The sequence below is a fragment of the Pseudomonas sp. OF001 genome (assembly GCF_904426495.1).
In the GTDB taxonomy this organism is placed as follows: Bacteria; Pseudomonadota; Gammaproteobacteria; order Pseudomonadales; family Pseudomonadaceae; genus Geopseudomonas.
This window is the reverse complement of sequence record NZ_CAJGBM010000008.1, coordinates 67,475-88,681: the sequence shown is the minus strand read 5'-3', so window position 1 is coordinate 88,681 and position 21,207 is coordinate 67,475. Positions and strand designations below refer to the sequence as shown.

Below are 21,207 nucleotides of genomic sequence, written 5' to 3'. Positions count from 1 at the left end.
CTACAAAAACGACACGACGCCGCTCCATCCGGAGCGGCGCCATGTTTTACCACAGAAGGCGAACGGGCTCTCAGTTACCGATGCCCAGGCACATGTACTTCATCTCGACATAGTCGTCGATGCCGTACTTGGAGCCTTCGCGACCGGTGCCGGACTCCTTGATGCCGCCGAACGGGGCGATCTCGGTGGAGATGATACCCTCGTTGACGCCGACCATGCCGTACTCCAGCGCCTCGCTGACGCGCCAGGCGCGGCCCAGGTCGCGGGTGTAGACGTAGGAGGCCAGGCCGAACTCGGTGTCGTTGGCCATGGCGATGGCTTCGGCTTCGGTCTTGAAGCGGAAGATCGGCGCCAGCGGACCGAAGGTCTCGTCGCGCGCCACCAGCATCGCCGGGGTCACCTCACCGAGCACGGTCGGCTCGAAGAAGCTGCCGCCCAGGGCATGCGGCTTGCCGCCGGCCAGCACCTTGGCGCCCTTGGCAACGGCGTCGGCGATGTGCTCCTCGACCTTGGCCACCGCCTTGGCGTTGATCAGCGGGCCCTGCTCGGCGCCGGCCTCGTGGGCCGGGGCGACCTTGAGCGCGTTGACCGCGGCCACCAGACGCTTGGCGAACTCGTCGTACACGCCGTCCTGCACCAGGATGCGGTTGGTGCACACGCAGGTCTGGCCGCTGTTGCGGTACTTGGAGGCCATGGCGCCGGCCACCGCGGCGTCCAGATCGGCGTCGTCGAAGACGATGAACGGCGCGTTGCCGCCCAGCTCCATGCTGACCTTCTTCATGGTGTCGGCGCACTGCGCCATCAGCATCTTGCCGATGCCGGTGGAGCCGGTGAACGACAGCTTGCGCACGCTCGGGTTGCGGGTCAGCTCGCCGCCGATGGCGCGGGCGTTGCCGGTGACCACGTTGACCACGCCGGCCGGGATGCCGGCACGGCTGGCCAGTTCGGCCAGGGCCAGCGCCGACAGCGGAGTCTCCGAGGCCGGCTTGATGACGATGGTGCAGCCGGCGGCCAGCGCCGGGCCGGCCTTGCGGGTGATCATCGCGTTGGGGAAGTTCCACGGGGTGATCGCGGCGACCACGCCGATCGGCTGCTTGATCACCACCAGGCGGCGGCCCTGCTTGTCGTGGGGGATCACGTCGCCGTAGATGCGCTTGGCTTCCTCGGCGAACCATTCGATGAAGCTGGCGCCGTAGGCGATCTCGCCGCGGCTCTCGGTCAGCGGCTTGCCCTGTTCCCAGCTGAGCAGGCGGGCCAGGTCTTCCTGGTTGGCCATCATCAGCTCGAACCACTTGCGCAGCAGCGCCGAGCGCTCCTTGGCGGTCTTGGCGCGCCAGGCCGGCAGGGCGGCCTCGGCGGCGGCGATGGCGCGCTCGGTTTCCACGGCGCCCACGGAGGCGACGTTGCAGATCGGCGACAGGTCGGCCGGGTTGGTCACCGCGAAGGTGGCGCCGTCGTCGGCGTCGACCCACTCCCCGCCAATGAAGGCCTGGGTGCGCAGCAGGGTGCTATCGGTCAGTTGCATGGCGAATCTCTCGAAAGGAAGTCAGTAGACGCTGCTGCCGGGCGCGGCCGGCGCCGGTGCAGTACCCTTGAAGTTGGCGGCCAGGGCCTTGAGCGAGCGCATCAAGAGGCTGGTGTCGACGCCCACGGCGACGAAGGCGCAGCCCAGCTCCAGATAGCGGCGGGCCAGCTTCTCGTCGGCGCTGAGGATGCCGGCGGCCTTGCCGGCGGCGCGGATGCGCGCGATGGCACCCTCGATGGCCGCCTGCACCTCCGGATGGCCCGGGTTGCCGCGGTGGCCCATGGCCGCCGACAGGTCGGCCGGACCGATGAACACGCCGTCGACGCCCTCGACCGCGGCGATGGCGTCGAGGTTCTCCAGGCCCTTGAGGCTTTCCACCTGGACCAGCAGGCACATCTGCTCGTCAGCCTCGGCCAGGTAGGTGGGGATGTTGTTCCAGCGCGAGGCGCGCGCCAGGGCGGCACCGACGCCACGGATGCCCTTGGGCGGGTAGTGCATGGCGCGCACCAGCTCGGCAGCCTGCTCGGCCGACTCGACCATCGGCACCAGCAGGGTCTGCGCGCCGATGTCGAGCAGCTGCTTGATGACCACCGAGTCGCCGATCGGCGGACGGATCACCGCCTGGCTCGGATACGGCGCCACCGCCTGCAGCTGGCCGAGCAGGCCGCGCAGGTCGTTGGGCGCGTGCTCGCCGTCGAGCAGCAGCCAGTCGAAACCGGCGTTGGCCGCCAGCTCCGCGCAGTACGGATCGGCCAGGCCGACCCACAGGCCGATCTGCTGTTCGGCGCTCAGGCGCTGCTTGAAGGTGTTGACGGGCATCTGCATGACGGTTTCCTCAGACGAAGCGGCAGGAGATGGAACCGAGCATGTCATAGTCGACATGGAAGGTGTCGCCGGCCTTGGCCGCCACCGGGCGGGTGAACGAGCCGCCGAGGATGATCTGCCCCGGCTCCAGGCTCACGCCGTAGGGCGCCAGCTTGTTGGCCAGCCAGGCCACGCCCTTGGCCGGGTGGTTGAGCACCGCGGCGGACACGCCGGACTCCTCGATCACGCCGTTGCGGTAGAGGATCGCCGGCACGCGGCGCAGGTCGACGTCGTGCGGACGGATGGCGCGGCCACCGAGGACGATGCCGGCGTTGGCGGCGTTGTCGGAGATGGTGTCGAACACCTTGCGGGTGATGCCGGTCTCCGGATCGACGTTGTGGATGCGCGCGTCGATGATCTCCAGCGCCGGGATCACGTACTCGGTGGCGTCGAGCACGTCGAAGATGGTGCAGTTCGGGCCGCTCAGCGGCTTGCCGAGGATGAACGCCAGCTCGACCTCGACGCGCGGCACGATGAAGCGGCTCATCGGGATGTCGGAGCCCTCCTCGAACTGCATGTCGTCGAGCAGCACGCCGTGGTCCGGCTCGGTGATGTTGGAGGACACCTGCATGGCGCGCGAGGTCAGGCCGATCTTGTGGCCGATCATCTTGCGGCCGCCGGCGATCTTCTTCTCGACCCAGGCGCGCTGGATGGCGTAGGCGTCGGCGATGGTCATGTCCGGGTTCTCCAGGGAGAACTGGCGGATCTGCTCGCCGGTACGCTCGGCGGTGTCGAGGCGCTCGGCAGCTTGCTGGATCAGTTGGGCGTCAAACATGAAGACCTCGGAACTCTCGATTCTTGGAGCTTTCAATTCTTGATGAACAGCGGGTGCAGGGTGCTGTGCTTGGCGTCATAGACCTGCGCGCTGCTTTCGTCGATCTGCAGGGTCACGCCGATCGGGCGCTGGGCGAGCAGGCCGTCGAGGCGCGCGCGCAGCACCGCCAGCAGGCTGTCGCCGACCTGCTGGTGCACCGCCGCGCTGCGGCCGCAGCCCATGCGCAGGTTGGCGTAGAAGAAGCCGTAGTCGCCCTTGCCGTCGGCGATCGCCGCGTGCGCCGCCGGGTAGGCCAGCACGCGGGTGCCGCCGGTGGGGAACACCTGGCGGCCGTTCTCGTCGCGCTGTTCGAGCATGCAGTCGGCCAGCTCGCGGCACAGGGAACCGACGTCGACGTCGCGTTCGAGGTCGGGGCTGTAGTAGAGGACCAGATGGGGCATGGCAGCGCTCCTTACAGGCGGCTGGCGGCGATGAAGTCCGGGTTGGAGGCCTGCGCCGCCGGGATGGTCGAGCCGTCCTGCGGGGTGACCGGGAACACCGCGTTGATCTGGCCGGTGCCGGAGGCGGCGAAGTAGGGGGTGATCACCTCGGCCTTGGCGTCGTACTTGCTCCAGCCCAGCGCGCCGAGCAGCATGGCGGTGTCGTGCATGAAGCCTTCGCCGTGGCCCTTGACCGCGTACTCCGGCAGCATGGCGCAGAAGGTTTCCCAGTCGCCCTCTTCCCACATCTGGATCACGCGGTGGTCGAGGGTCTCGAGGAACGGGCTCCAGATCTTGGTGGCGAATTCCGGCGCCTGGCCGTTCTGCGCGAAGCGGTGCGACAGCGAGCCGCTGGCGAGGAAGGCGACGGTGCCGTCGTAGTGCTCTTCCACCGCCTTGCGCATGGCCCAGCCGAGACGGGCGCTGTCGGCCAGGTAGTGGGAGGTGCACAACGCCGAGACCGAGACCACCTTGAAGTGCTGGTCGGCGTTCATGTAGCGCATCGGCACCAGGGTGCCGTACTCCGGCGCCAGGGTGGTGGCGTCGTGGGCCATGGTTTCCACGCCCAGGCGGTTGGCCTCGGCGGCCAGCAGGCGGCCCAGCTCCGGGTTGCCCGGGAACTCGTACTCCATGTTGCTGATGAAGTGCGGCAGCTCGTTGCTGGTGTACAGGCCCTTGAAGTGCGGACCGCAGTTGATGTGGTAGTTGGCGTTGACCAGCCAGTGGGTGTCGAACACCACGATGGTGTCCACGTTCAGCTCGCGGCAGCGGCGGGCGATCTCGATGTGGCCGTCGATGGCCGCCTTGCGGAAGCCCTGGCGCGGGCCGGGCAGCTCGGACAGGTACATGGAGGGAACGTGGGTGATCTTGGCAGCCAGAGCAAGTTTGCCCATGACGATTCTCCTTGCGGCCTCATGCGCGCGGCGCACGCGGCGATGATTCGGGGGGTGCATGGCCGAAAACGGGCAGTCCCCGAGGGGAGCTGCCCGTTCCGACGCGGGCGACCGTCAGACGGTCGCTAGTGGCTGCCTCAGACGCCCCAGCGCGGGATGTGGTGGCTGCCCATGGAGATGCACACGTTCTTGATCTCGGCGAACACCTCGAAGCTGTACTCGCCGCCTTCGCGACCGGTGCCCGAGGCCTTCACGCCGCCGAACGGCTGACGCAGGTCGCGCACGTTCTGGCTGTTGATGAACACCATGCCGGCCTCGATGCCGCGGGCCAGACGGTGGGCCTTGCCGATGTCCTGGGTCCAGATGTAGGAGGCCAGGCCGTACTCGACGTCGTTGGCCAGGCGCAGCGCCTCGGCCTCGTCCTTGAACTTGAGCAGGCAGACCACCGGGCCGAAGATCTCTTCCTGGGCGATGCGCATGCGGTTGTCGACGTCGGCGAACACGGTCGGCTGGATGAAGTTGCCCTTGGCCAGGTGGGCCGGCAGGTTAGCCGGACGCTCCAGGCCACCGGCGACCAGGTTGGCGCCCTCTTCCATGCCGATCTTGATGTAGCCGGTCACCTTGTCGTAGTGCGCCTTGGTGATCATCGAGCCGACCTGGGTCTTCGGATCCTGCGGATCGCCGACGATCAGGCGCTTGGCGCGGGCGGCGAACTCGGCGACGAACTTGTCGTAGACGGTTTCCTGGATGAAGATCCGCGAGCCTGCGGTGCAGCGCTCGCCGTTCAGCGAGAAGATGGTGAACAGCGCGGCGTCGAGGGCGCGATCCAGATCGGCGTCGTCGAAGATCAGCACCGGCGACTTGCCGCCCAGTTCCATGGAGTACTTCTTCAGGCCGGCGGTTTCCATGATCTTCTTGCCGGTGGCGGTGCCGCCGGTGAAGGAGATGGCGCGCACGTCGTTGTGGCGGACCAGGGCGTCGCCGGCGGTGGCGCCGTAGCCCTGCACCACGTTGAGCACGCCGGCCGGGATGCCGGCTTCCAGGGCCAGGCGGCCCAGCTCGTTGGCGGTCAGCGGCGACAGCTCGGACATCTTCAGCACCGCGGTGTTGCCCAGCGCCAGGCACGGCGCGGTCTTCCAGGTGGCGGTCATGAACGGCACGTTCCACGGCGACACCAGGCCACACACGCCGACCGGCTGGTACAGGGTGTAGTTGAGCATCTGGTCGTCCACCGGGTAGGTGTGACCGTTCATGTTGGTGCAGACCTCGGCGAAGAACTCGAAGTTGTGCGAGGCGCGCGGGATCAGCACGTTCTTGGTCTGGTGGATCGGCAGACCGGTGTCCAGGGTCTCCAGCTCGGCCAGCTTCGGCACGTTCTGGTCGATCAGCTCACCCAGCTTGCGCATCAGGCGGGCGCGTTCCTTGGCCGGGGTGTTGGCCCACTTCGGGAAGGCTTCCTTGGCCGCGGCCACGGCCTGGGCGATTTCCTCGGCGCCGCCGCTGGCCACTTCGCAGATCACTTCGCCGGTAGCCGGGTTCAGGTTCTCGAAGACTTCTTTGCTCTCGACCTCACGGCCGTTGATCCAATGCTTGATCATTGCTTAACCCTCACTTGGCTACTGCGGCATTCTTGGCAGCGAAGAAATCGGCTTCGCTGACGATGGTGTTGACGAGGCGACCGACGCCCTCCACTTCCACGACCACTTCGTCGCCCGGGACCACGTCGGCCAGGCCTTCCGGAGTGCCGGTGGCGATCATGTCGCCCGGCTGCAGGGTCATGAACGCGGACAGGTATTCGATCAGGAACGGGATGTCGAAGATCATGTCCGCGGTGGTGCCTTCCTGGCGCAGCTCGCCGTTGATCCAGGTGCGCAGCTTGAGGTTCTGCGGGTCGGCGATCTGGCTGCGGTCGATGATGTACGGGCCGACCGGGGTGGTGCAGTCGCGGTTCTTCACCCGCAGGTTCGGCCGGTAGTAGTTCTCCAGGTAGTCGCGGATGGCGTAGTCGTTGCAGACGGTGTAGCCGGCGACGTAGTCCAGGGCGTCCTCGCGCTTGACGTTGCGCGCGGTCTTGCCGATCACCGCCACCAGCTCGCACTCGTAGTGCATGTAGGCGACGTTGTCCGGACGCCAGGTGATCTGGCGGTGGCCGGTGTAGGTGTTCGGCGCCTTGATGAACACCAGCGGCTCGGTCGGCGCCTTGAACGCCAGCTCGGCGGCGTGGTCGGCGTAGTTCAGACCGAGGGCGAACATGCTGCCGGTGGCCGGCGGCAGCCACTCGACCTGGTCTTCGGCCAGCAGGGTGCCATCGGCCAGACGGACGGCGTTGTCGTCTTCGACGGCGACGTTGTGGACTTCGCCCTGGTAACGGATGCGTGCGTGTTTCATGTTCCGGCTCCTTATTCCGCGACCACGGTGTTGCTGAGGCGACCAACGCCGGCGATTTCGACTTCGACCTTGTCGCCGACGGCGATGTCGACGCGACCTTCCGGCACGCCGGTGATGATCAGGTCACCCGGCTCGAAGGTCATGAACTGGCTGAGGAAGCTGATCAGCTCGGGGATCGAACGCACGAAGTTGGCGGTGCTGTTCTGCTGACGGACTTCGCCGTTGACCAGCAGCCTGATCTCCAGGGCGTGCGGATCGGCGATGTCGGCGGCATCGACCACCACCGGGCCGACCGGGCAGAAGGTGTCGCGGCACTTGGCCTTGACCGCCGGGCGGTAGAAGCTGACTTCCGGCAGGGTCACCTCGTTGACCGCGGTGTAGCCGCCGACGTAGTCCATGGCCTCGGCCTCGGAGACGCGGCTGGTGCGCTTGCCGATCACCACGCCCAGCGCCGGACCGGCCTGGATGGCGTCGACGCCGGCCGGGAAGACGATGCTGCCTTCGTGGCCGACCACGGTGTTCGGGGTCTTGATGTACAGCACCGGGGTCTTCGGCGGAGTCTTGTACGGATCCTGGTTGAACTCGGCAATCTTGCTGTCCAGCAGGCCCTGGTAGTTCAGCGCGATGCCGAACACGGTGCCGCTGAACGGCGCTTTCCAGGCGTCAGGCTTGACGGCCTGGCCATTCACGGACGGTTGACCATTCTCGTCGACCGTCGCCTCGAGGACCTTGCCGTCCACTTCAATCATCGCTCGGCGCATGCCAGCTCTTCTCCACAGACCAGTTGGATAAACCGGCCCCTGCGGACAGGACCCGGCACTCACCATGACCACCGTCGGGCGACGGCCAGTTAACATGTGAACTTTATAATTAACATGTTAATCGTGGTCAAGACCCTCGGCATCGCCCGGTCACGGCGCGGTATCATGAAAAACAGCCCAGAACAGGCGGGAGGCCGCGGATCATGCGGGAAAACGAGCCCATTCCGAACATCAACATCGGCCAGGTCTACGACCAAAGATATGCCGACGAGGACGTGCACTACGAGGCCCTCGGCAAGCTGGCCGACTTCTTCGGCCGCAACATGCCGGTGCACCGCCACGACCGCTTCTTCCAGGTCCACTACGTGACCAGCGGCGCGGCGCGGGTCTATCTCGACGACCGGCAGTACAGCGAGAGCGCCCCGCTGTTCTTCCTCACCCCGCCGACCATCCCGCATGCCTTCGTCACTCATCCGGATAGTGAAGGCCATGTTCTGACCGTGCGCCAGCAGCTGGTCTGGCCGCTGCTCGAGGCGCATCTGAGCCAGTCGGGCGAGCCGCGCCTGGTGTCGCCGACCTGCGTGGCACTCGGCTCGCTGGACGCCAGCTACGCCGGCGAGATCGAGCGCCTCGACCGCCTGTTCGCCATGCTCGCCGAGGAGTTCGCCCAGCACCGGGTGGCGCGCCAGGCCAGCCTGCACGCGCTGACCCAGCTGATCTTCATCACCCTGCTGCGCCTGGCCGCCGAGCCGGTGAAGAACCAGCACGTGCGCCACGACAACCTGCAGATCTTCCACCGCTTCAACGCGCTGATCGAGGACCACTATCGCAAGCACTGGCCGCTGTCGCGCTACGCCGAGGCGATGGGCGTCACCGAGGCGCGCCTCAACGACATCTGCCGGCGCATCGCCGACCTGCCGTCCAAGCGCCTGGTGCACGAGCGGCTGATGCAGGAGGCCCGCCGCCTGCTGCTGTTCACCGCCAGCTCGGTGAACGAGATCGGCTACCAGCTCGGCTTCAAGGACCCGGCCTACTTCACCCGCTTCTTCAGCCGCGAGGCGGGCATCACCCCCAGCGAGTACCGCAGCCGCGAGGGCGAACGCGAGGAGGCCGGCGCCGGAAACGAAAAGGCCCGCCGGTGAGGGCGGGCCTTTCGGACTACCGGCTGCGGGTTAGAGCAGCGGCAGGGTGTAGCTGACGATCACGCGGTTTTCGTCGACGTCGCGACCGGTAGCCCCGGCCACGTCACTGGCGCGGAAGGTGGTGTTGCGCAGATGGAAGCGCAGCCCCTTCAGAGTGCCGTCCTGCAGGGTGTAGACCAGATCGGTGTCGCGCTCCCACTGCTTGCCGTTGTTGCTGGCGGCAGTTTCGATGTCGTCGGCGTTGACGTAGCGAGCCATCAAGGCCAGACCCGGAATGCCAACCGAGGCGAAGTCGTAGTCGTAACGGACCTGCCAGGCGTCGGTTTCCTGGAGAGTGAAGATCCAGTAGGTGACCAGGTTGATGCTGTACGGATCGGAACCCTGAACGATCGGGAAAGCACCGTCACCTTTCAGCTTCTGGTAGCCGGCGCCGAACTTGTGCGCACCGACGCCCAGGGTGAACATGCCCTGGTACATGTCGTTGTCGATGATACCCAGAGCCTGGTCGCCCTGATCCTTCGAGCCGAAGTAGCGCAGATCGGAGGTCAGGCTCATACCTTCGCCCAGCGGCAGCTTGTGCACCAGGCCACCGAAGTGCTGCTTGTAGGCGTTGTCGTAGTCGCCGTAGTAGTAGCTGGCGGTCAGTTGCGGGTTGAAGACGTAGCTGCCACCGGCGAAGTCGAAGTTATCGATGTTGGAGGCGAACTCCTCGTTGTTGCTGGAGTCACGCAGGTTGTACTCGGTCAGACGACCGACATTCAGGGTCAGGCCGTCGATCTCCTGGGAGGTCAGCATGCCGCCGGTGTAGCTACCCGGCAGCAGACGGGTATTGTTGTACTGCACCACCGGCAGGACCGGCTGCAGGGTACCCACGCGCAGAACCGACTTGGAGAGACGCGCTTTTGCGGTCAGGCCCAGCTCGCTGTACTCGTCGTCCGGCACGCCATCGGCACCCACTGGCAGCATGTTGCCGGCAGTACGGCTTTTGCCGGAGTCCAGCTTGACGCCCAGCATGCCGATGGCGTCAACGCCCACGCCGACCGCGCCTTCGGTGAAGCCGGATTCGAACTTGGCGATGAAGCCCTGACCCCAGGTTTCCCCGTAGGACGGATTCACCACAGCGGTGTTCGAACGGAAATCACGGTTCAGATACATGTTGCGCAGCTCGAGGCTCGCCTTGCTGTCTTCGACCAGAGCAGCCTGGGATACGGCAGGGACGGCCATGGCGGCAGCGAGGATGCCAAGGGCCAGTTTCGAGCGCTGAGAGGTCCTGATCATTGTTTTTTTGTCTCCACGGGGACTTATTCGATCAATCGAAGTTTCGTCCGCCAGGCTGGCAGCTTCCTGGCGAACCGGACGCGCCTTTTACCATCCGATTAAGATGTTAACAACCAAATTCTCGATCGGCGATGGGCGACACCCTAACGAACTTCCGCTTCTAAAAACCGCGAAATAACCGTCAAGTCAAGCATGAACGGAATTTTCACAACAACAATCCCCCCCTCCCCCCTCCTTTCGGATGGCTTGACGCTCCACCCCGGCTGTCACACGATTGCAGCGTTAACTTGTTAACGAAACGCGCCCGCGAACGGTCACCACGTGGCCCCGGCCATGCCATCCACCTCCCTGGCGGAGGCAGCAACCGCGGGCGCCGCAGATGAAACGACTGTTCGTGCCTCGCGGAGAGGCGCATGCCAGCAGGCTCGGCTACGCTTTCCCGGACCTACGAGGCATGCACGCGCGGCACCGGCACTTCACCTGAGCCATCCGTCACCCAGAGCCCGTAAGCGTCCGTCGAATGCCCAGCAGATTTTTGATGCAATCATTCGATTAACATGTTACTAATCTGGGGACAACAAAAACACGGGAGTATCCCATGAGAACCTTGAAACTCGTTGCCCTCGCTGCCGCCATCGGCGCCGCCTCTGCTGCCCAGGCCGCCGACAGCTACACCCTGAAGGTCGGCCACTTCCTGCCGTCCACCTCCAACGCCCAGGTCAACATCATCGAGCCGTGGTGCGAACAGCTGCGCCAGGAGTCCAATGACCGCCTGAAGTGCCAGCTGTACCCGTCGATGCAGCTGGGCGGCACCCCCGCCAAGCTGGCCGACATGGCGCGCAACGGCGTGGCCGACATCGTCTGGACCGCACCGGCCTACTCCGCCGGCAAGTTCCCGCGCGTCGAGGTTCTCGAACTGCCGTTCATGCTGCCCTACGGCGGCAAGGCCGGTAACGACATCATCTGGAAGTTCTACGAGCAGTACGCCAAGGACGACTTCAAGGGCTACAAGGTGCTCTCCGTGTTCGGCGACGGCGGCATGGACCTGCACACCCGCGGCAAGGCGGTGAAGACCCTCGAGGACCTCAAGGGCCTGAAACTGCGCGCCTCCAGCCGCACCGCGGCCAAGACCGTGGAAGCCCTCGGCGCCACTCCGGTGAGCATGCCGCCGGCGCAGATGACCGAAGCCATCTCCAAGGGCGTGGTCGACGGCGCCCTGGCCTCCTGGGAAGTGGTTCCGGCCACCAAGCTCGACGAAGTTACCGAGTTCCACAGCGTCGCACCGGAAGGCCAGCACGCCATCGGCTACACCGTGCTGACCATGCTGATGAACCAGAAGAAGTTCGACAGCCTGCCCAAGGACCTGCAGGAAATCATCGACCGCAACAGCGGCCCGGCGCTGAACGACCGCTTCGCCACCGCCTGGGACAAGGCGATGGATACCGCCCGCAACGCCGCTCCGGCCGAAAGCCGCGTGGCCATCGACGCAGACGCCTACAAGGCCATGCAGGACGCCGCTGCCGGCGTCGCCGATGTCTGGGCCAAGGATGCAAGCGAGAACGGAATCGACGGCAAGGCGCTCGTGGAAGGCGCACGCAACCTGTCCTCCGCTACTCGGTAATACACAAAATGAATGAGTCGCTGTCCTTCGAGAGCGGCCTGACCGCAGAACACGGCGTCTTCCGCCGTGTTCTGCATTACGTCGCCCAGGGCTTCGCCCTGGGCGGCGGTCTGGTCCTGCTGCTGCTCATCAACATGTCGCTGATCTCGATCATCGGCCGCAAGCTGTTCAATACGCCGATCCGCGGCGACATCGAGCTGATGGAAATCGGCGCCTCCATCGCCATCGCCGCCTTCCTGCCGCTGTGCGAGCTGCGTGGCACACACATCAAGGTCGACGCCTTCACCATGAAGGCTTCCCCGCTGGTGCAGCGCACCCTGGACGGCTTCGCCCACCTGCTGTGCCTGGTCGCCGCGCTGATCCTGGCCTGGCGCACCGGCCTGCAGATGTTCGACAACATGGAGTACGGCGACGTCTCCACCCTGCTGTCGATCCCGCTGTGGATCCCGCTGATGTGCATCGTGCCCAGCCTGGTCCTGCTGGCGCTGTGCTCGCTGGCCCGCATCATCGACATGTTCCGTGGAGGTCGCGCATGAGCGGTCTGAGTCTCGGCCTGATTGCCCTGGCCATCACCCTCACCCTGCTGGCCCTGCGCGTGCACATCGGCATCACCATGCTGATCGGCGGCGCCGCCTGCTTCTGGGCGGTCAACGACGGCGACCTGTCCTCGCTGCTGTTCACCCTCAACAACCTGGCCTACTCGCGGCTGTCCAACTACGACCTGGCGGTGATCCCGCTGTTCGTGCTGATGGGCCAGTTCGCCACCCACGGCGGCCTGTCGCGCGCCATCTTCCGCTGCGCCGCGGCCTTCATCGGCCACTGGAAAGGCGGTCTGGGCATGTCGGCCATCGGCGCCTGCGCCGGCTTCGGCGCCATCTGCGGCTCCTCGCTGGCCACCGCGGCGACCATGAGCCACGTGGCCCTGCCCGAACTGCGCCGTCACCACTACTCGGGTCGCCTGGCCACCGCCACCGTGGCCTGCGGCGGTACCCTGGGCATCCTCATCCCGCCGTCGGTGCCGCTGATCATCTACGCCGTACTGACCCAGGAGTCCATCGCCAAGCTGTTCGTCGCGGCGGTGATCCCCGGCATCATCGCGGTGATCGGCTACATGATCGTGCTGCGCATCATGGTCGCCCGCGACAGCGACACCGCCGACAGCATGCCCAAGGCGCCGGCCAGCGAGCGCGCCAAGGCCTTCGTCAGCGTGCTGCCGGTGGTTGGCGTGTTCCTGGTGGTGATCGTCGGCATCTACGGCGGCTGGGCCAACCCCACCGAGGCAGCCTCGATCGGCGCCGCGGCCTGCGGCATCCTCGCGGTGATCCAGGGCGGCATGCGCTGGGAAGGCATCCGCACCAGCCTGCTCGGCACTGCCGAGACCACCGCGATGATCTTCCTCGTGCTGCTCGGCGCCGATCTGCTCAACTCGGGCCTGGCGCTGACCCAGATGCCCAACGAGCTGGCCGAGTGGGTGAAGAACAGCGGCCTGGCGCCGATGCTGGTGCTGTTCGCCATCCTCGTGCTGTACCTGCTGCTCGGCTGCGTGATGGACTCGCTGGCGATGATCCTGCTGACCATCCCGATCTTCTACCCGGTGATCATGGGCCTGGACTTCTTCGGCCTGGACGCCACCGAGAAGTCGATCTGGTTCGGTATCCTCGCCCTGATGGTGGTGGAGATCGGCCTGGTGACGCCACCCTTGGGGATGAACCTGTTCATCGTCCAGCGCGCCGCCGGCGACGTGCCGCTGACCGAGACCGCCAAGGGCGTGTTGCCCTTCCTGGCCTCGGACATCCTGCGCATCATCGTGCTGGCGCTGTTCCCCGCCATCACCCTGTGCCTGCTCAGTCTGTAAGCTGTACCCCCAAGGCCGCCTCCGGGCGGCCTTGTTCATTTCCCCCTCGCGACTTACCGGAGATTGCATGGTCGCCGTCGCCAACCCCCAACGCCTGATCGTCCTGCTGGCCGCGCTGGTGGCCTTCGGCCCGCTGTCGATCGACATGTACCTGCCGAGTCTGCCGCTGATCGCCGCGGATCTCGGCGCGCCCGAGGCGCAGATCCAGCTGACCATCAGCGTGTTCCTCGCCGGCCTGTGCGCTGGCATGCTGCTCTACGGCCCGCTGTCCGACCGCTTCGGCCGGCGCAGGCTGCTGCTCGGCGGCATCGCCCTGTACGTGCTGGCCAGCCTCGGCTGCACCCTCGCCGCCGAGGCCGAACAGCTGGTGTTCTGGCGCGTGCTGCAGGCGCTCGGCGGCGCCGGCGCCTCGGTGCTGGCGCGCACCATCGTGCGCGACCTGTTCCCGCTCAAGGACGCCGCCCGGGTGCTGTCGCTGATGCACCTAGTGACCATGTTCGCCACCCTGATCGCCCCACTGATCGGCGGCTACCTGATCCTGATCGCCGGCTGGCGCTCGCTGTTCGTGGTGCTGATGGTCTTCGCCGGCCTGTGCCTGCTGGCCGTGGCCTGGAAGATTCCCGAGACCCACCCGGCCGACAAGCGCGGCACCTCGCTCGCCGCCGCCTTCCGCGCCTACGGCCACATCGCCCTGCAGCCGCAGGCGCTCGGCTACATCCTGTGCATGGGCCTGTCGTTCGGCGGCATGTTCGCCTTCATCACCGCCTCGCCGTTCGTCTACATCCAGTACTTCGGCGTATCGCCGCAGCACTACGGCTGGCTGTTCAGCCTGAACGTCGGCGGCATCATCGTCTTCACCCTGCTCAACGCGCGTCTGGTCGGCCGCCTCGGCCCGCAGCGCATGCTGGTGTTCGGCGCCAGCATCGCCGCCCTCTCCGGCCTGGGCCTGGCGATCCTCGGCGCCAGCGGCATCGGCGGCCTGACCGCCATCGTCGCCTGCCTGCTGTTCTACATCAGCGTCACCGGCCTGCTCGGTGCCAACAGCGTGGCCAGCCTGCTGGCGCGCTTCCCGAAGCAGGCCGGCGCTGCCGCCGGCCTGGCCGTGGCGGGCCAGTTCGGCCTCGGTACCGCCTGCAGCGCCCTGGTCAGCGCCCTGCACGACGGCAGTCCGCTGCCGATGAGCCTGATCGTCGGCGCCACCGGCGTCGGCTGCCTGCTGGCCCTGCTGCTCACCCGGATGCCGGAGCGTGGCGCCGCAGCAACACAAGCCAAATGACTTCCGACTGAAACTGGCACGTCATATGCAAAGAGTATGGTCTCCAGTTTCGGGGACCACGGTACAGGCAGGCCGGGGATTCCCCCTTTTATGCCCAGAGCCCCGGATCGCAGCGCGATCCGGGGCTTTTTTGCACCTGCAGGGCGGTTTCTCCCGGTCGCCCGCCGGCCTGGCGTCAGCGCCCCGGGTGTCGGATTGACGCCAAAACCCGCCCTGACGCACGACCGTTGTGCCCTTCGCACCAAAAGCGTGCCGCTCGGCTACTGGCGATAGAGTTCGCGACGGAAGATCAGCGCACGCTGCACGGCCTGCACGCCGAAGGTCGCCCGTGCCGAGGCCGCCTCCGGCGTGCCGTCGCCGTTCCAGTCGAACCACAGCCAGGGCAGCGCCGGCGAGGCGCCGTTCAGACCGGACAGCGTCGCCAGCACGCTGCCCGACTTGTTGGGCGCCGGCAGGCGAACCACTCCGCTCGGCGTCGGCGTGGCAACCGGCGGCGCCTCCAGACTGCCGGGAGGCGTCGGGAAATCGCTGGCCTGCAGGCCGCCACTGAAGCCGGACAGCACCACCTGCCCCAACGCTGCCGGCGTGGAACAAGTGTCCCCCAGGGTCTCGCCCCAGACGCTGCTGCCGCCCTGGCTCTGCCAGCTCTCCAGCCAGTAGGGCAGGTCCAGCGCCTGGTTCTGCGGGCCGCTGGCCGCGTCGAGGCGCAGGCGGCCCAGGCGCAGCTCGGTGCCGCCGAAGGCATGCTCGAAGTCCTGGCAGGCCCCGCCGCTGCCGTAGCAGGTGCCGTCGAGATCGGTCAGTTCGCTGGCCCCAATCCTGAGCCGGACATGTTCCCCCGCGGCGGTCAGCACCAACGGCAGGTCCTCGTCCGACGGCGGCGACGGCAGTTGCCAGCGCAGCGCATCGGCCGGGCGCACACCATCGGCCCGCCAGTCGAAGGCACGGCGGCCGTCCGCCGCGCCACTGTCGACGATAGCCAGCGACTCCGCATCGCCCAGGCTCTGCAGCCGCGCGGCCAGATTCGGCCTGCCCGCCGCGATCAGGCTGTAGGGCTGGCGCTGCGGCGGCGCCAGGCGCCAGAACGCCCCGCGGTCGTAGTTGCGGGTCACCGCGCCCTGGCGGTTGAAGCCGGTCACCGCGATCTGCGGCTGGCCGCCGGCGAAGCCGATGAGCTGGCCCTGGTAGCTGAAGGCACCGCAGGCCGGGGCCAGGCTGGCCGAACTGGTCACGCCGAGGTAGGCCGGGGTGAAGCGGCCGATCAGGGCGCTGGTGCCGCCGCCGACCGTCTGCCCGTGATAGCTGCCGGCCACAGGCGTTGCAGTGAGTTGGAAGATGCCGACCTCGCCCTGGCTCACCGTCAGGTCGGTGCTGGCGCCCCGGACATGATCGTAGCTGGCGAGCACTGTTCGACTGCCATCGGCATTGTGCCGGTAGAAGGAGCCTGCCACGCCCCCCTCGGCTGGGGTCGGCGCGACCAGGGTGCCAGTCAGGCCGATGCTGGCCAGCTCGAAGTTCGGCGTTGCCTCGTTGTCGCTCAGCGCCGCGGCGGTCAGCGCCTCGCCGTCGGCCTGCCAGGCCACCGCGCGAATGCTCAGCGGGAAGTCGTCGCCGGCCGCAACCCGCTGCCCTTTCACGCGCAGCGCCGCACAATCATCATTGCCCACCGTGGCTGTACTGCACGCACTATCCTGCTCCGGAATGAACATATGAAGCCCGTAGGGCATGCTGACGAACTGGTCGGTACCGGTCATCACCAGACCGCTCTCCAGCCCCGTGCCGTCGAAGCGGGCATTCAGCTGCATCAGACCGGCATCGTCGTAGCGCACCTTCAGCCATGCCGTGGCCTGGTTGTCGAAGACGAGCGGCAGAGCAGTCGGTGACGCCAGAATCTCCGTGTCGTTGATCCACGGCCGCATGCTGCCCGAGCCGGGATCGACATGGCCGCTCGAGAACTGCAGCGTGCGGGTGGCCGGGCCGAAAGCCGGTACGCAGCGCTGGGTCGCGTTGTCCTTGCGTACCGCCTGCAGCGCGATGCCGGTCTGCTCCTTCCTGGCCAGCAGGGTCGGCACGTCGAAGATGAAGCCGCTGTCGGCGAAGGCCACGCTGCAGTTGGTCGACAGCGGCGCCGCGCCGACCTTGCACAGCGTCTGGCTCAGTGCCTTCAGGGGCGGACTGGAGTTGCTCACCCCCAGCGTCACCGTCTGCGCCGTGGTGACCCGCAGGTTGTCCACCAGCGTGCCGCCGCTGAACGTGCGGCTGCTGCCGCCCTCCCAGCCGCTCGGCGACAGGGTGACGCTGACCGGGTCGGTATGGCGCAGCGAGCAGTCGGCATTCAGGCAGGCGCGCACCTCGACGCTCAGCGGATTGCAGGTCAGCGCATTGCCGGCATGCACGAACTCGTAGTGATCGATCTGCTGGCCGACCGGATCCATCCTGGTCGCACACACCTGCAGATCATCCAGTTCGTGGATATTGTTCGAGCCGCCGGTAGATCCCGTGAACGTCAGATAGAAGTTGGCAGGCAGAGCGGCCTGCCCGCTGCTGGCCAACACGTCGAACGAGGAAACCAGTGTCGTGAAGCCCGCTCCGGTATTGCGCTCGACCTTGAGCATGGCCTTGCCGGCAACCGTGTTGTCCAGCGTGATGCGATAGGTATGCCCCGGCCCCGCGGTACCTCCGGATATATCGATACCCGGACTGAGGTTGGCCGCGGTGCCCGCCAGATAACGATAGCCCGTCGTGCCGGAGCCGGAACCGCGTACCGACACCGAGTCCTGACGAAAGCCCGGCCCGCCAACCCGCCCTTCGGTCGGGTTGGAGAAGTTGCCGTACTCGTCCAGCGCCACGGCCAGCCAGCCGCCGGAAAAACCGCTGATGCTGCCGTTCTGGGCATAACCCAGCGAGCCGCCGTAGCCGCCCGGCTGCGGTGTCTGCGTCGCGTCGGAGAATGTCACTGCCACCCCGTCGGCGCCGTTGCCGCCATAGGCGTAGTACTTGAACTCCACCTGCACGAAGTTGGCCGAGGCGGGCACCAGCCGCTGGAGGGTGGCTCCTGTGGCGACATTGCCGGAGTTGTTGGTGAGCCGCAGGCGGTTGCCGACGATCTTCGGCACCCCGAAACTACCGTTGCGGCTGGTCACCGCCCAGTCGCTGGAACCCAGGGCCAGGCGATTGAAGTCGTCGCCGAGGCAGGTCTGCGGAGCGGGCGGTTCGGGAGGCACGGCATAAATCACCCTCGCCCCGCTGGACTCGAGAGTGACGTCGTCCGCCGTTATCGCCCCCTTCCAAGTGGCCGCATTGCCGATCGTCACCTTTTTCCTGCTGTAGATATAGCCGGGGATCAGGCTCTGGTTATCCACTGTGACGTCGTCGTACGCATAGATGAACAACTGCTCGGGAAGCCCCGGTGTAGCGGCGTCCCGGTAGTTGATTATCGACTTGAATGAAACACTGAAAGACTTTTTCGCGAATATCCTCACCGTCTCTCCGGCGGGGATGATGATCTTGACTTCACTGCCGCTGAATTTTATTTCATCAATCCAGTAGTCACCCCCTCCCAAGACCAAGGTTGCACGATATGCCAAATCCAGCTTATCTATCAGGAAGGTCTCGCCATTGCCATTGATGGTCAGCGTGGCCTCCTGACCAACATCCCAATTTTTATACTCATTGCTCCCATTGGCGTTTACAGCTGCACTTCCCCTATAACCCACATTGACTGAAGGGGGCGAGCCCGAAGCGCTCCGAAAACTACCAGCATCCTGTTTCGGTGCAGCCGGTGATATCGCCTGGCAGAACCCGGAAGCACCGCAGGTCGGCGTAGGCTGAGATAAGTTCTGCACGATACTGCCGGCCCTAACTTGCTGATTATCGGTTTCCAGCACGCCATTCCAGCCAAAGGTAATCTTGCCATTGTTCGTGTGACTCTGAATGCCGTTGGGAAAATTATCGGCATTGATCCCAAGGTCAGCCCAAGCCGAAACCACCCACCCCAGCATGAGCACACTTAACAAGATCCGGCACATAGGCTATTTCTCCACCGTCACTTCCAGCCGCCGCCAGGCGTAGTCCACCCGGCTGTCCGGGCTGCCGTTGCCGGCCGTGGCGGTCAGCCGGTACAGGTTGAAGGTGCGGCTGCCCTCCGTGTAGCTCTGCGCGCAGGTGGCCGTCGTGCAGGGCAGCTTGATGCAGGCGAGGTTCACGCTGAAATCGGCGAGGCCGCTGCCGGCCATCGACACGCTGCCCTGCGGGCAGACGCCCGCCACGTTGCTCTCCAGCAGCAACTGGTGCAACCCCCACTCCAGGCCGGCGCGAGCGGCCTGGTAGGCACGGGCCTGCTGCACGGCAAGGTCGAGGCTGGTGTTCTGGGTGACCGACAGCCGACTCATGGTCGCCACCACCGCGGCGATGACGACCATCACGAACAGCGCCGCCACCAGGGCGAATCCACGTTCAGGGCGCATTGCTCACCTGTACCTGCTGAGCCAGACGGATGCTCTCGCCCGCCGCGCCGATGTCCAGACGCAGGCTGGCCAGACCGTCGGCGAAGCGGAAGTCGCAGCCGGTCACCCGGTCGGCCTGCAGGCGGCCGGTGGACGGCAGGGCGGCGGGCAGCGTGGCCTGCAACTGGTCGTGCTCGTAGCGCAGCAAGCGGCCGTCACCCATGCAGCGATAGCCGACCACCCGGTCGGCGAAATAGATGCGTCGCTGCGCCGAGACGGCGGCGAAGGCGAAGGAACCGCCGGGCGGCGCGACGCGGATCAGGCTGATGCCGGGAAAGTCGACCGAATCCGCCAGGCGGGTGAAAACGGTCCCGGTGGGGGTGATATTGCCGGGGTTGCTCGGCGTCCAGCTGAACGGCGTGCTGGCGACCACCAGCCAGGCGGAGGCCGGCGGCTGGAAGTCCGGGGCGAGCACCTGCAGCACGTTGCAGGCCGGCACGCCGGCCACCAGCGGCCCCCGGCAATCCGCCGAAGACGAGGCGGCGAAGCTCAGGCTGACGCCGTCGGCACGGTTGGCCAGGTAGCGGCCGGCACTATGGATGAGCAGCAGCTCCAGCGCCTGGCCGTCGGGGCTCAGGCGCAGCGAACCGGGCACCGCCATGCGGATGTCGCGCTGCATGCGGTTGAGCGCCGTGGCGCCGATGTCCACCAGCTCGGCGCGCCGGCTCTGGGCGACGAAGCCCTCCAGCGGACGCGTCAGCACTGTGCTGACCATCACCCCGACGATGGCGGAAAGGACGATCACCAGGATCAGCTCCACCAGGGTGAAGCCGCGCTGGCGGGCCGCAGGCAAACGCAGGGGGGATGGCCACCCCGTGGAAAACCGCGCAGCGTTTTCCAGCCGCTCCCCGGTGGGTAACGCTGCGCGCTTACCCACCCTACGCTGCACATCGAATGCGCTGCGGGTCAGGGTACGCATGCGTAAGCCCCCGTACCATCGTGCTCGCCGTAGCAGGTGCGCCAGCCGGACAGGGTCAGTTGCTGGCCGTCCGGGGCCTCGACCGTCACCACTACCTGCAGCGCTGCCGCAGCGCTCAGGCCATTGAAGGCCTGCGGGGCGACCGCGACGCGGACCCGGTAGCCCTGCAGGCCGGCAATCGGGGCGCCATCGGCACCGTGGGCGCCCGCATCGTCGAGACCGGCGTAGTCGCAGACGTTGTCGAAGTCGGCACGTGCCGCAGGAGGCGCCGGGCACTGCGCGTGGCTGGCCGGATCGAGGAAGTCCCGGGCGAGGATCTCCTCCAGATAGGCCTCGGCGACGGCCAGGCTCTGCTGGCGCAGCATGGGGTCGGCGGAGCGCCCACCGATGCTGGCCATGGCGCTGTACAAGGCCGCCGCGGCGATGCCGACGATGACGATGGCGATCACCAGCTCCACCAGGGTCATGCCGCACTGGCGCTTCACGGCACGAACCCGGTTTCCGCCTCGACGCGCACGGCATGGCCGGCGCCGAGGGTGACGCTGGCCGCCGCACTGGGTCGGCCGAGAGCATCGAAGTCGATGGTGAGCGGCGCGGACAGCGTCGTGCCGGCCGGGGGCGTACCCGCATAGGGCGTCTGGCCGCTCGCGGGGTCGAGCACGGGCACGAAAGTGGCGCCGCTGCCCTCGCAGTCGGTATCGCGCAGCACACGGTAGCCGGTGGCATCCAGGCTGAAGCGGATGCGGCAGCCGCCGGCCAGCGCCAGCTTCTGCGCATGGCGCAGACCGGCGCGGACCTCCTCGGCGTAGAGGCGCTCGTCGAAGGTCGAGCGCTGGAAGAAGCGCGGCCCCACCACGGCGGCGAGGATGCCGATGATCACTATCATCAGGATCAGCTCGACCAGGGTGAAGCCGCGGGAGTGCATG

Annotated in this window: 19 protein-coding genes; 5 read left to right on the top strand and 14 right to left on the bottom strand. The window is 66.7% G+C overall.

Features of this window, described 5'->3' with window-relative positions:
- Positions 1-70: 70 nt before the first annotated feature.
- The 8 genes from gabD to RA210_RS06415 form a co-directional block, all read right to left on the bottom strand.
- Positions 71-1,525: an NADP-dependent succinate-semialdehyde dehydrogenase gene (gene gabD, locus RA210_RS06450; RefSeq protein ID WP_136489819.1), complete on the bottom strand. Its 1,455-nt coding sequence runs from the start codon at positions 1,523-1,525 to the stop codon at positions 71-73.
- A gap of 21 nt (positions 1,526-1,546) precedes the next feature.
- Positions 1,547-2,350, bottom strand: a complete 804-nt coding sequence (gene hpaI / locus RA210_RS06445; RefSeq protein WP_201485784.1) for a 4-hydroxy-2-oxoheptanedioate aldolase — start codon at positions 2,348-2,350, stop codon at positions 1,547-1,549.
- Between the two features lie 10 nt (positions 2,351-2,360).
- Positions 2,361-3,164 (bottom strand): 2-oxo-hept-4-ene-1,7-dioate hydratase, encoded by an 804-nt coding sequence (gene hpaH / locus RA210_RS06440; protein ID WP_090349862.1) that lies wholly within the window; start codon positions 3,162-3,164, stop codon positions 2,361-2,363.
- Positions 3,165-3,196: 32 nt separating this feature from the next.
- The gene (locus RA210_RS06435) at positions 3,197-3,604 is read right to left on the bottom strand and encodes a 5-carboxymethyl-2-hydroxymuconate isomerase (protein ID WP_201485783.1); all 408 of its coding nucleotides are present in this window, start codon (positions 3,602-3,604) and stop codon (positions 3,197-3,199) included.
- Between the two features lie 11 nt (positions 3,605-3,615).
- Positions 3,616-4,536: a 3,4-dihydroxyphenylacetate 2,3-dioxygenase gene (gene hpaD / locus RA210_RS06430; protein ID WP_136489822.1), complete on the bottom strand. Its 921-nt coding sequence runs from the start codon at positions 4,534-4,536 to the stop codon at positions 3,616-3,618.
- 137 nt (positions 4,537-4,673) lie between these two features.
- Positions 4,674-6,134 (bottom strand): 5-carboxymethyl-2-hydroxymuconate semialdehyde dehydrogenase, encoded by a 1,461-nt coding sequence (gene hpaE, locus RA210_RS06425; protein WP_136489823.1) that lies wholly within the window; start codon positions 6,132-6,134, stop codon positions 4,674-4,676.
- Positions 6,135-6,144: 10 nt separating this feature from the next.
- Entirely contained in the window at positions 6,145-6,924 is a 780-nt protein-coding gene (locus RA210_RS06420; RefSeq protein WP_136489824.1) for a fumarylacetoacetate hydrolase family protein, read from the bottom strand.
- A gap of 11 nt (positions 6,925-6,935) precedes the next feature.
- Positions 6,936-7,685 (bottom strand): fumarylacetoacetate hydrolase family protein, encoded by a 750-nt coding sequence (locus RA210_RS06415; protein WP_236574642.1) that lies wholly within the window; start codon positions 7,683-7,685, stop codon positions 6,936-6,938.
- A 203-nt stretch (positions 7,686-7,888) separates the two neighbouring features.
- Between RA210_RS06415 and hpaA the strand changes: the two genes are divergently transcribed.
- Positions 7,889-8,827 carry a 4-hydroxyphenylacetate catabolism regulatory protein HpaA gene (gene hpaA, locus RA210_RS06410; protein ID WP_201485782.1) on the top strand — a complete coding sequence of 313 codons (939 nt, stop codon included), beginning with the start codon at positions 7,889-7,891 and terminating at the stop codon, positions 8,825-8,827.
- A gap of 30 nt (positions 8,828-8,857) precedes the next feature.
- On the opposite strand, the gene RA210_RS06405 is transcribed toward hpaA, so the two are convergent.
- Positions 8,858-10,105, bottom strand: a complete 1,248-nt coding sequence (locus RA210_RS06405) for an OprD family porin (RefSeq protein WP_201485781.1) — start codon at positions 10,103-10,105, stop codon at positions 8,858-8,860.
- Between the two features lie 598 nt (positions 10,106-10,703).
- Here RA210_RS06405 and RA210_RS06400 point away from each other — a divergent pair.
- The 4 genes from RA210_RS06400 (at position 10,704) to RA210_RS06385 (ending at position 14,857) form a co-directional block, all read left to right on the top strand.
- Positions 10,704-11,726: a TRAP transporter substrate-binding protein gene (locus RA210_RS06400; RefSeq protein WP_201485780.1), complete on the top strand. Its 1,023-nt coding sequence runs from the start codon at positions 10,704-10,706 to the stop codon at positions 11,724-11,726.
- 8 nt (positions 11,727-11,734) lie between these two features.
- A complete protein-coding gene (locus tag RA210_RS06395) occupies positions 11,735-12,262 on the top strand; it encodes a TRAP transporter small permease (protein WP_201485779.1) in 528 nt (175 codons plus the stop codon).
- A complete protein-coding gene (locus tag RA210_RS06390) occupies positions 12,259-13,581 on the top strand; it encodes a TRAP transporter large permease (protein WP_201485778.1) in 1,323 nt (440 codons plus the stop codon). The genes RA210_RS06395 and RA210_RS06390 overlap by 4 nt, the downstream gene beginning before the upstream one ends.
- 67 nt (positions 13,582-13,648) lie before the next feature.
- The gene (locus RA210_RS06385) at positions 13,649-14,857 is read left to right on the top strand and encodes a Bcr/CflA family multidrug efflux MFS transporter (RefSeq protein WP_201485777.1); all 1,209 of its coding nucleotides are present in this window, start codon (positions 13,649-13,651) and stop codon (positions 14,855-14,857) included.
- Positions 14,858-15,117: 260 nt separating this feature from the next.
- Here RA210_RS06385 and RA210_RS06380 read toward each other — a convergent pair whose 3' ends face one another.
- The 5 genes from RA210_RS06380 to RA210_RS06360 all read right to left on the bottom strand — a co-directional run bounded on the left by RA210_RS06380 (position 15,118) and on the right by RA210_RS06360 (position 21,206).
- Positions 15,118-18,858, bottom strand: coding sequence for a DUF6701 domain-containing protein (locus RA210_RS06380; protein ID WP_201485776.1), 3,741 nt, complete (start codon positions 18,856-18,858; stop codon positions 15,118-15,120).
- A 30-nt stretch (positions 18,859-18,888) separates the two neighbouring features.
- Positions 18,889-19,323, bottom strand: coding sequence for a hypothetical protein (locus tag RA210_RS06375; RefSeq protein ID WP_136491268.1), 435 nt, complete (start codon positions 19,321-19,323; stop codon positions 18,889-18,891).
- Positions 19,313-20,155 (bottom strand): PilW family protein, encoded by an 843-nt coding sequence (locus tag RA210_RS06370; protein WP_236574641.1) that lies wholly within the window; start codon positions 20,153-20,155, stop codon positions 19,313-19,315. Before RA210_RS06370 ends, RA210_RS06375 begins: the two co-directional genes overlap by 11 nt.
- 113 nt (positions 20,156-20,268) lie before the next feature.
- Positions 20,269-20,766: a type IV pilus modification PilV family protein gene (locus RA210_RS06365; protein ID WP_236574640.1), complete on the bottom strand. Its 498-nt coding sequence runs from the start codon at positions 20,764-20,766 to the stop codon at positions 20,269-20,271.
- Positions 20,763-21,206, bottom strand: coding sequence for a GspH/FimT family pseudopilin (locus RA210_RS06360; protein WP_201485774.1), 444 nt, complete (start codon positions 21,204-21,206; stop codon positions 20,763-20,765). Before RA210_RS06360 ends, RA210_RS06365 begins: the two co-directional genes overlap by 4 nt.
- Position 21,207: the final 1 nt, after the last annotated feature.